Consider the following 12,074-nt stretch of genomic DNA (forward strand, 5'->3'; position numbering starts at 1 on the left):
CACCAGGCGGCGGTACCTACAAAGTGCCGCTGCCGTTTTTGTAAAGGAAAAAGATTATGATAAAAGAATTGTCAATCGATTTAGAGACCTATAGCGATGTTGATATCTCCAAGTGCGGAGCCTACAAATACGCTGAGTCTGATCATTTTGAGATCCTTCTCTTCGGCCTTTCTGTTGATAATGGGCCAGTAGTAGTCTATGACCTTACTGCAGGTGATGAAATACCAACAGAAATCCTGGAAGCACTATCTGATGAAAATATAACAAAATGGGCTTTTAACGCCTCCTTCGAAAGAGTCTGTTTGTCCAACTGGCTTCGGAAGCATCATCCCGAATATTTCAAATCCTACAATTCAGAGGATGATCCTGTACACAACTATCTGAAGCCATCCTCTTGGAAATGCACCATGATTTGGTCAGCCTATATGGGCCTACCGCTCTCACTGGAAGCTGTTGGTGCAGTCCTGAAGCTTCAGGATCAGAAAATGAAGGAAGGCAAGAATTTAGTCAAATACTTCTGCTGCCCTTGCAAACCTACCAAGGCGAACGGTGGCAGAACCAGAAATCTACCGGAACATGCACCGGATAAATGGGAAATTTTCAAATCCTACAATCGCAGAGATGTTGAGGTAGAACTTTCCATCAAACAGAGATTATCTAAATTCCCGGTTCCGGATTCTATATGGAATGAGTATCACATCGATCAGGAAATCAATGACCGGGGAATTATGCTGGATATGGATGTGGTAAAGAATGCAATCGCATTTGATGAAAAATCCAAATCATCTCTTATGGTAGCAATGCAGAATATCACGAACCTTGACAATCCCAACAGTGTCGTCCAGATAAAACAATGGCTCTCTGACAATGGCGTGGAGACAGAATCCCTTGGTAAGAAGGATGTTTCCGGGCTGATAAAAGAAACCGATGGTAATATTGCAGAAGCCCTAAAACTCAGACTTCAGCTTGCCAAATCCTCCGTTAAAAAATACCAGGCAATGCAGAATGCCGTCTGTAAAGATGGTCGTGCTCACGGTATGTTCCAGTTCTATGGAGCCAACCGCTCAGGCAGATGGGCTGGCCGACTCATACAGCTGCAGAATCTGCCGCAGAACCATATGCCCGATCTAGCGGAAGCTCGTGAACTGGTTCATACCGGTGATTATGATACTATGGAAATGCTTTATGATGATATCCCGGATACTTTATCTCAGCTTATTCGTACTGCCTTCATCGCAAGACCAGGATACAAATTCATCGTAAGCGACTACTCTGCTATTGAAGCCAGAGTACTTGCACACCTTGCCGGTGAAGCCTGGCGTTCCAAAGTATTTGCCGAAGGAAAAGATATCTACTGTGCATCAGCCAGCCAGATGTTTGGAGTTCCGGTTGAAAAGCACGGTGTGAATTCCCACCTCAGACAGAAGGGTAAAATCGCAGAACTTGCACTTGGATATGGCGGTTCTGTAGGTGCTCTGAAATCTATGGGAGCCTTGGAGATGGGATTAACAGAGGAAGAATTACAGCCACTGGTAGATTCCTGGCGTAATTCCAATCCTATGATTACAACCTTCTGGTGGAATGTCGATAATGCAGTAAAAACAGCCATCAAGCAACGCATTCCTACTGATGTAAACGGAATCCATTTTTGTTACAGAAGCGGTACGCTCTTCATCAAGCTTCCTTCCGGTCGAATGCTCAGCTATGTTAAGCCTAAAATTGGCGAAAACAGATTCGGTGGTGAGTCCGTCACCTACGAAGGCATTGGCTCCACCAAGAAATGGGAACGCATCGAATCCTATGGTCCGAAATTTGTGGAAAATATCGTGCAGGCAGTTTCCAGAGACCTTCTCTGCTATGCTATGCACAATCTCTCTGACCAGCAGATATGTGGTCATGTCCATGATGAGCTTATTATCGAATGTCCTGAAAATACTGAAGTTAGTAGCATCACTTCTGTCATGGGGCAATCTCCCGACTGGATGCCAGACATCCTGATCAGAGGCGATGGGTATGAGACCAATTTTTATAAAAAAGACTGACATGAAAATAGCGGCCTACCGGAACTCGCTTCTGGTAAGCCGCTTAACACTATCTTTCACTTATATAATATACATTTAAATTACCGCTATCGAATAATGGCTTAACCCCTATTGGCTCTGACGTCATATCTCCAGGAACATTTTTGCTGACTCTGCGAATTACCTCTTCACCATCTGCATTTCGAAGATAGATTTCATCATATTCTTCACGGCTAATATTCACACTAATGATACAGTCATTAATGTGTTTTCCTCTACTCCGATCAAGATATATTCTGTATCCATTAATAACAACGCTAGCAACCAAGCTATATTCGTCCGATTCATAAACTACGCTTATTATACGAAGCGCTAGATCACAAATTACATGGTTATAAAAGGATTTGTAATTCGCTTGTGTCATTCTGTTTGCTTTGATATTGTCTTTCTTTTCCTCATATTGAAAAGATTCTACATCAGGAATTCTATGCTTGGCAGGCATCTCAATATCAATCGCCAATAGCTTTAATTTTGGATCATAGTGCAAATATTTATCATTCCTAAATCCGATATAATAGCCTTGCAAGTATTCACAGTCCTGTCCTATAACCCATGTGAAGAAATCAACAATTTCTTTTTGATTGCCATCACGCATTAACTGATGTCGATTATCAATTTCTTGATTGAATTCGGCACTCTTCTTGTCATATGCTGCTGCATGTTCTTTATATTCTTTCATCCTCTTTTGAAGGACTTCTTCAGCTTTCTTCTCCGCAGCATTACGTTTATTCTTACGTTCATCTGAAAAGAATTCCCAAATATCAATCTTTTTGGGAACCTTTAATTCCTTAGAAATATCTTTGATTGTAGGTGGTGCTTGGATCTGCGAATAGTTCCTTTTTCTTTTTAATCCCTCATAATACCGATAAGGTGCCCACCGTTTTATGTAGGAAAGCATACGATATTTTAGATTGTTCAGCCTCTCCCAGTTTTCTTGATCAATTTCCTGAACATATTGATACTGATTGTTAACATGCTGCTGATGCTCCCACTCTGCCTGCTCTTTTTCCCAGATCTTAACCTGCTTATCTATTTTATTCTGCAGTGCATTTTCAGTAGTAGCCGTTATCTCTGCTATCTCTCCTGTATACGGATTTCGAAGGGTTTCGGAATAAGTGGTTTTACTTGCCATCAAAACACCTCTCTATTTTCCCTGCAAGAACTCTGACATCTTCCCGTACCCGCTGATATAAGCACCCTTTTGAGCTCTTGTCAGCGCCACATATAGCAGACACTTTTCAGCTGTCATTGTTTCCTGTTCACTGACGGCATCCGTATGATCAATCGCTGAAGCTAATGGAATAATCCTGTTGTTAGCCGCTACAACAAACACATACTGGAATTCCAGTCCCTTAACTCTGTGCATCGTGGCAACACGGATCCCATCCAGACCACGATCATCCGCCTTATTTCCCTTGATTTCATAACAGCGGATCCCACTCGAAGTAAAATGAGCGATATAGTCATCCAGCAATCTGTGCGTCCTGGCGACAACACAGATATTTTTTGCCAACACACCGCCATCGATCAATCCTTTGACTTTTGTCAGTATTGCATCAAATTCCTCATTTGCATTCGTTGTAGCAATTATCTCCGGAACTGATCCATGCGTAAGGGACTGACAACGGTCCCCGGTGTCGAAGGAATCGTCAAGGTCATCAAAGGATATTCCATTCAGTAAAGCAAATGCTGCCTTCCGAATCTCTTCCGTTGTTCTGTAATTGATTCTCAGGACACTGCTTCTTCCTCTGATATTGATTCCACACTTTGACAGAGCGGCTTTGTTTTTATAAATCCTCTGGTGCGCATCGCCGACTATAAAGATATCGTTCTCGTGTTCTTCGCCAGCAATCGACCTGAGCAAACGAAACGCATTAGCGCTGAGATCCTGTCCCTCATCGACAATAACGTGCTTATACCGTGTCTCTGAGGATGTTTTTTCTATTAACAGCCTGCACTCATACATAGCTGTATTGATATCACGTACCTGGTTTTCCTTCATCAGATTCTGGTAAGCTTCAAACACCTTCCATATCTGCATTCTCTTTTTTCTATCGAGTCTGGTACCACGACCGGTTCTACTTGCCTTAACATATTTCTCTAACGAGAAAGCCTCCTGTGCTACAACTACGCGATTATATTCTTCTTCATAGAAGCTCACAGGAAACTCCCCGGAAAAGTCCGTTCCTGTCACAGCTTCTTCCCAGAGGTTGTCCGCCTTTTCATCATAGGCAATCTCAGCCGGATATCCATGCTCACGAAGGAACTGAGATACCCACGCATCCAGATTGATCACGTCAATTCTTCTGATCTCATCCAGCGTACAGATCTTTCGCAGATTATCCTTTATGTCTGAAGCAAGATTTGCTGTATAGGTGGTAAAAAGAATTCTTTCCTTGTCCTTCAGCCCTGCTGCCAGATGCTTGGCTCTGTGCATTGCAACAACGGTTTTTCCGGTTCCTGCTCCGCCAAGAACTCTTGCAGAACCGGAATAGTTTTTATTCACGATTTTTCTCTGCGTTGGATGAAGGAACACTCTCCACTTCTCCAGCGGCTCTGCCATGATACGACGGAGTTCTTCTTCCCCTTCAACCACAACAAAGGACTTCAAAGACAACGGGCTTTCCAGAGCATCTGCCAGATTTTCCGCAGGTTTGCTGCCCTCTTTCTCTTCTTTGAAAAGCTCAATCACCTCGTCAACAGGAATACCTTCTACCACCCAGGACAATGCCTCGAATGTATCACTGGCAAAGCTGGCCTTTTTAGCATAGAACTCCTGTGCATCTCCGATGGATCTCACGAAAGGAATCTGTTCTTCCGGAACTCCAAGCTCAATCAGCCCTTCGTCCGTGAGTCCCGCAAACAGTACAAAGTCCTGTGCTGCAGGCTCCACAACCGGTGTTGTCACGATATCAAATACCTGAATAGCACCGGTCTTAGGATTGATCTCGCATTTTTTATTCCGTGCCCAATCATAAGCCTCATCATGATGGTCAACCCACAGAAGCAGATAAACACCTGTCTCAGGCTGTCTTACAGTAATCCCACGGTAGGTATCATCGATCCGTACAGACCAGATTTTTTTATCCATACCGCCATTGATCTTCTCATAGTTGATTCCCGGAGACTGAGGATTATTACGGAACTTATTGATAAACTCCGTAACTTTCCCCTGGATCTGCCTCGGCAATGCTGCAAATGCAGTCAGGAAATCTGCGGATATAGCTACCTTTGCTGCTGCCTCCATCTATCACACCTCCTTAAACGTATCATCTATTTCATCCGATACGGTAAATATCTTCCAACCTGAAGCTTTGGCCTTTTCAATATCTTCTGCCTGATCTTCGGTCATAAATCCTATCTTCTTCTCAATCCACGCTAGCTCTATTTCAGCAATGACTTCTCCGGATGCATCTGCCAGCTCATAACCAGCTTCTTCAGGAGCAGGAATACCACGTGTTTTACATTCATCGGCAATACTCTTGCTGATATCATCAAACAGCATAGACTTAATCTCATCCCAGGCTTCCACAGATACTTCAGTCGGCGCAACATCCTCTGCTGCGGTCTCCACCTTACCTTTAGGTAATGCTGAATACGTCTGATTGTCCAGTCCTGTGTAGCATACAGCAATGAACTGTTCATCAAACTGCATCAGATTGGAAAACTGCCAGAAACCATTCCATTCCTGTTCATACTTATCTGTTCTGGAATCTTTACGATCATCCAGTACAGCACACACTGAAACAGCTGCATTTCTGTCGGCCTTCATCTTAGCTGCCAGAATCCCGGCATACATGTAAAGATGGGTATTATCACTCCGCGGAATCCATGTTCCGAAGAACGTTCCCGGCTGTACAAAATCATCTTCCGTATAATGAGTCTGCCCGTTCACCTTTCCGGTAACATCGTTCCAATTGATGAAATCTATAGAACTTGCTGCCTTAGTCGGTTCTAGAAGCGACAGCGATATGCCGTGCGCATGCGCTGCAAATAACTTATCAGATCCATCCAGTTCCAGATATCTCATCAGAAGTTCCATAGTGGACATTTTATTCGGTCTTAATGCATCTGCTTTAGCCGCACTGATTGTGGGCTGATACATCTTTGCACCGGACGGCATCTTCTCATAAGTTAATGTCGGGGTGAAATAATCTCCCTGCTGCGTAAACACAGATTGTACGTCTCTCCAGCTGAGGCTCCATACACGAAATCTACCACTTCTCCGGATCGCTTCTCGCTTTAAGGTATCGTCTGCAACTTTATCCTTATGATAGATAAACCCATCTGTGAAGATAGCTACCGGAAGCTTGTCTGATTTTCCGACAGGGCTAATAATAAAGTCCGGCTTGCAGCTTACTTTGACACCCTGAGTCGCATCAAGTAATACCTGGGGTTCAATCTCCCATGTCTGATCATTGATCTTTAATATGTATCCTTCCTTGCCTGAAATAAGCGACTTGGAAATATCCACCTTACGGTTCTCATTCCCCATCTGAGCAAGAGCTTCTACAAACCGTCGCTCCAATTCACTGTCAAACAAGGAATTGACGGGAACGCTGGCCAGTTTTTCTATCTTTGTCAGATTGTCTTTTCCACTCAAAATAGAACGCAGGATTCGGATTGCCGTGCTTCGTGATATATTGCCGATATTCTGGCTCTGCCTGTAAGCATACAGGCAGTGATAGCAGCCATCCTTCTGTGGATCTTCCTTGCAGGAACACTGCTCCAGCTTCTGAAGTGCACGTTCAAAGATGTCGATGAGCGAATTCTTTTCGTTCATCAACTGCTTCAAATATCCCGTACCACCAGGAACGGAATCATATATTACAAGGTACTGCTTCCGATAATCAGCATCAGGAACCGGAACCTCACTGACTGTTGCACGCAAGTGATCCACATTGCCGAAGTATTCCTTCATTCCAAGCATGAAAGCGGCTGTAAATGACTCTGTCCGTACATTGGAAGAATCCATTGTTGTGGCCGGAATCAGAATACGCAGCGCCTCTGTTGCAAACTCGCGATAAAGGAATAAACACTCTTCAAAGGGATCATTGCTGAATGCAGGCATCTTCCTTGTCTTGCAGTAGAACGTATGCACTTCCTTCCCGTGATCTGGCTGGATCTTTCCACAGTATTTACAGATTTTGAAGCCCTTTCTTACATCCTCAACACCGGACACAGAAAGTTTTTCTCCCACCATGTCGCTTTCACCGAAGTTGATCTCCCTGAGAGTAGCCTTCTTTACAAACTCATAACCGAATGCAAACTCTTCATTATCCATCTGGTAAGCGCTTGAAATATCATGGTCTTCGTCTACGTCTACCAGCAGCTGCTTACAGTAGAATACGTTTGACCTGTCATCGCTTTCATCCGATATAAGGCTCTTGGTATAATCCATGTTGGAATAGACCATCTGCACTTTCAACATGTTGCGAACCTGTCCGGAATCCGCCCATGCCGGGCTTCCGCACTGCGGACAGCATGCAGTATTCTTTCCAGCCTCTTCAATCTGCGCATGAGAACAGTTCGGACACAATCTCCACTTTGCGGACTGGGAGCTGGTCAGATCAATCTGATCAATAGTCAGCTTTCTTCCATCAACGTAAAAGCTGTTATTCGGCGCGAATTCACTGATAGCTGCAGATGCGCTGCGGCTGTATTCATAAACAGATTTTCTATATTTTTTCTTTGCTTCACCTTCGCCGGTATCTGCCTCGTCCTTACGATACAGGACGGCTTTCAGAATGATTCCGGCCTCCGGGAAGGCATAGTTCGGAAGCAGGCCTTCATCCGACAGGAAATTGAACACATCCTTCTTGTTCAGTTCCTTTAACACGTTGATGAGAGCTGCCTGCTCTGCCTTCAGTTCCTTTATCTCATCCTCATAGGAAGAATCTTTTGGCTTGCTTTCCAGATCCTTCACCATATCCTTCAGTTGCTTAATACTTGCCGACAAAGAATCCCTCTGCTTTTTCATTGCCTCAAAAGCTTCAAGGATGCTCATATGCATCGGACTCTTTTTGAGACGGTCTCCTTGGGCAAATTCTTTCAGTTCCTGCTTTGCCGTATCATCCAGGTACTGAACAAACAGCTGGATGAAGGAATTCAGCAGATGTGTAAGGTTATTCTGCACATAGCTAAGGAAATTAAACGGGAACATATCCATCGGATGGTTCTCTAATTTTCCAAGAATAATTCCTATGTTTTTAGGAATTGACTGTTCCGGCACCCCGCGCTTCACCCAGGAATCCATGCAGTAAGCAACAAACTGACGCTCCAAAACAGCAGACGCCTTCAGGAAGATCTTAGGTGGCTGTACATTGCCCTCCATCATATCCAACGGATCCGCATAAAAGTAAAGATCATGCGGTCTTGCAGCTGCGACCGCCAGCGTCAATGCATTTCCATCTTTACGCCCTGCACGACCGGTACGCTGCAGGAATTGTGCCTGAGCCGGTGGCATACTGCAAAGAATGACGGTGGAAAGGTCACCGATATCGATACCCATTTCAAGTGTCGGTGTACAGGACAGAACATTCGGATCCCAGACCTTCTGTCCATCCTTACTCCGCTTGAAATCTACCTCCAGAGCCTCTCTGTCATCCCTCTCCAGTAGGCCGGTGTGCTCCTTAGCATTTATCCTGGCGATATCACCGGATGTGAAAAGCTTTCCGTAATAATCCAACTCATCATTCTCTGATGTTTCGAAAGAGCCGTTGCAAACGCTTCTTGTGCAAGGCGCTCCTTCCCATAAATCCTTATTCTCTTCAGAAACAGCATGGCCGATTCCACAAGTATCGCACTTAAGCTGAATCACCTTATCAGTGATATATACACGATCCTTATCCAAGCCATAGACCACATAGTCCGGAGCAATCTGAATCGTTACCACCAGACCGGACTTCACCAATTCCTCCAGAATGATCTGGCTGATCATAGTAAAAGTCGATGGCTCGATCATAAATTCATCGCAGCACGAAGAAATCCAATCCGTATATTTTCTCTCTGCTACAGTATCGAAATTGAAGTTCCGTTTTCCTGTGGGATTATTCTGTTTAAATATAAATCGCGGAGTATTTCTTCCAGACTGCCTTCCGGGCATCCAGCTCACCCGATCGTTGGAAAGCAGATAGGTGTTTCCGTTTTCTTTCAAAAACAGATAGAATGCATCATCATCAAATGCACCATTCTGTCGCAGAATATTTACATAGCCCGCAACCATCTGTTCATATCGCTTCGCAGAGGTGTTCGGCAGCGACCCGATTTCATTGGTCACTCGCTCATGTACATTCCCGGCAACCTCAAGTAGTTCTTCTTCCATGAATGACAGGCAGGAGCAGCTGGACTTCTCCAGTGTTCGTCCGATGCGACTTGTAAGTCCATACTCAAGCATGATCTCATAGGAGATTCTTTTTTCTATATCTGACATCAATTTTTTGGCAAGCGCATCCTTACCCAGCTTACGATTCTGGATCATTTCCTCATAGGCACGCATCCAGGTCATATTCGGAGCAATGAAGAAACTGACAAAGCTTTCATCGTCCATCTGATCATGCCAGTAATCGATGAACCCTTTTGTGAAATCGGCAAGCGACTTTCCTGCACCACCGTTCTCTACATAGCGCTGCAGTGCGCTTCTAAAGCCAAATCTCCATGTTCTTGCATTAAAGAATCCAGCACGATGTGCAGCATCCTGGACATTGTCAGAAAATGCCAGTGTCTTTTTGTCATCATTGAATTTTGATGCAAACAGCTGTGAGATGCTCGTACTGATCTCCGTAGCGCTCCGAAGACCCATCAGGGAGATGCCTCGCCTTGATCCGCAGAACGGGCACACAAACTGCTTATGATTTTTAGAACCTGAGGTCTTAACTGGATTCGGGATCAGGACTTTTACCGTATCAGCTCCACAATTGTCGCATGATGCAGATGCGTCCTCGCCAATCTTTACCTGCAAGCACTCAGGGCATAATTGAGCTTCTATAAATCCCCACGGACGATCGCTTTCCTTATGAGGGAACATCATTACAATCTTCTCATCCGCTTTAAAATACAGGTTATAGAATGCCTCCAGGCTTGTTATGGTAGCATTCATACGCTCGCTTAATATCGATGTCCATCCGGTAGCTCCGCAATCACGGCAGTTTACCACGGGTAGATATTGCTTCGCCTGTTGTGTATTCAAATCATGCGCGATTGAGTATGTGACCATTTTCGGGGACACCTTTGCCACCAGACGACGCAGTTCTCTCATCCAAAGCTGAACCTGAACATTTAGGAAAGGCCGCAGGCTTTCCGTGGATCCTGTTCTGGCATAGGAAATAAGCGCCAGAAGCGCGTTTACAGCCTCTGCCGGGTCTTCCATCTCTTTCAGTGCAGGATAATTGACCTGTAACTCATCAACGATTGATGATACTTGATAATAATTCCCCTTTATGAAGGAAATCATCGCCTGCGTAAAGCTGTGATGCATCAACTGTTTTCCTAAAGCGATCTTTCCCTCTGGTGTCGAAATATCGGTATCCGGAAGATTCATCCAAGCCTTTACCGCCTCAACTATATAAGCCTCCTCATCATCCTGCTGAGTTAAAGTGTTGAGTTTCTTGACTTGCTCATCCGATGGAATAGTAAAGTCCGTGATATCAGAATCTGCAAAAAACTCTGCCGGTGAAAGTCTATCTTCCGTGATAACCGCATTCTCCTCGAATGGTTCTCCAAAGATCTCCGATGCATATTCCAGGATTCCTTTACCGTTATCCTTGGAGCCCATAGTTGCAGATGTTCCGATGCAGCAAAGATAGCCTGCCGGTGTCCACAGACGTGATTTCAGACGTCGAAGCAGGCAGGCAAGATCTGTGCCCTGTGCACCATCAAAAGTATGTAACTCATCGACAGCGATATATTTCAGTGTATCCGGTGCGTTATCTTTCCAGAGTCCGGCATCCTTCGGACGAACAAGCAGGTAATCCAGCATCTTATAGTTCGTCATCAGGATATCCGGTGGCGTATTAAGCAATGTCTCATGGTCTGTAATGACATTGTCTTCGCTCATCATGCGGCTCGGAGTATGCTCCCGGCCACCCACATACATACCAACAGTCACGTTGCCCCTAAGCTCTGGGCTTTTGTGAATAAGGCCTGCGATACGCCTGGCCTGATCCGTCGCCAGTGCATTCATCGGATAAATTATGAGGGCTTTAATGCCATTCTCGCCACGATGCTGATAACAGTATTCAAGAATAGGATACAGGAAACACTCCGTCTTACCGGAACCTGTTCCTGTTGCGATCAAAGTGGATTGTCCATCATCTCCGGTCAGTCTCTGAAAAGCTGTATCCTGGTGCACATACGGGAGGTATGCAGGATGGATTGCCTCGAAGCAGCCCGGCATATTCTCTGCCACCCGGAAAGGAAGGCGCACAGATACATAGGGTTCATGGTAAACTGAATCCTTTGTCTCCAGCATATTTCTTACAGAGCCCCTGAAAGGTTCATTTGTCATCGGGAATGTGGTTTCTATATAGTCCCCGATTCCTTTTTCCAACTGCTTGGCAAGTATGGAAGGTAACATACTGCATAGCCTCCTTTGTTATTCCTTTTGTTACATTAAATCCAGGAATAAGATTCATTAATTATCATTATTTGTCTTGCTTGACTCTTCTCTAAGAATGTCTTTTAGTTTTATTCCATCTTTCGTTTTCCACGCCAGATTTCCATTAGTACTATTTCCTGTTACAAATTGTGCCGCTGTAGAGGGACTTCTAAAAACGCAATCCTTTAACACAACGCCGTTTGAATCAACGTATTGTCTATCTTCGAGATAGCTTTTTGCTTTTTTGCCGCCTCTAATATGATCTGCCAACTTAGTATTTACAAGGGAGCCTTTTTTTACGACCATAACTCCATCTTTAAATACTGCATTAGCTCGATATTCCTTACCACGCGTCTTTAAAAACAATTCCAGTTCCATCATTCCCTCCTTACCCTATG

At 44.5% G+C, this 12,074-nt stretch carries 5 protein-coding genes; 1 reads left to right on the forward strand and 4 read right to left on the reverse strand.

Going from position 1 to position 12,074, the window contains the following annotated elements; translation table 11 throughout:
- The first annotated feature begins 56 nt into the window (after positions 1-56).
- On the forward strand, positions 57-2,042 hold the full coding sequence (locus tag ACTNC0_RS14095; RefSeq protein ID WP_441087875.1) for a DNA polymerase: 1,986 nt from the start codon (positions 57-59) through the stop codon (positions 2,040-2,042).
- Between the two features lie 49 nt (positions 2,043-2,091).
- Here ACTNC0_RS14095 and ACTNC0_RS14100 read toward each other — a convergent pair whose 3' ends face one another.
- From ACTNC0_RS14100 to ACTNC0_RS14115, 4 genes are read right to left on the reverse strand one after another with little or no spacing between them, the layout of a single operon-like run.
- Positions 2,092-3,213, reverse strand: coding sequence for a hypothetical protein (locus ACTNC0_RS14100; protein ID WP_441087876.1), 1,122 nt, complete (start codon positions 3,211-3,213; stop codon positions 2,092-2,094).
- 12 nt (positions 3,214-3,225) lie between these two features.
- Positions 3,226-5,328, reverse strand: a complete 2,103-nt coding sequence (locus ACTNC0_RS14105) for a UvrD-helicase domain-containing protein (protein WP_441087877.1) — start codon at positions 5,326-5,328, stop codon at positions 3,226-3,228.
- Positions 5,329-5,331: 3 nt separating this feature from the next.
- On the reverse strand, positions 5,332-11,655 hold the full coding sequence (locus ACTNC0_RS14110; protein ID WP_441087878.1) for a DEAD/DEAH box helicase: 6,324 nt from the start codon (positions 11,653-11,655) through the stop codon (positions 5,332-5,334).
- A 57-nt stretch (positions 11,656-11,712) separates the two neighbouring features.
- Positions 11,713-12,057: a DUF4357 domain-containing protein gene (locus tag ACTNC0_RS14115; protein WP_441087879.1), complete on the reverse strand. Its 345-nt coding sequence runs from the start codon at positions 12,055-12,057 to the stop codon at positions 11,713-11,715.
- Positions 12,058-12,074 lie beyond the last annotated feature (17 nt).

Origin of the sequence: Blautia sp. HCP3S3_B11 (assembly GCF_052064435.1) — a bacterium.
In the GTDB taxonomy this organism is placed as follows: Bacteria; Bacillota; Clostridia; order Lachnospirales; family Lachnospiraceae; genus Blautia_A.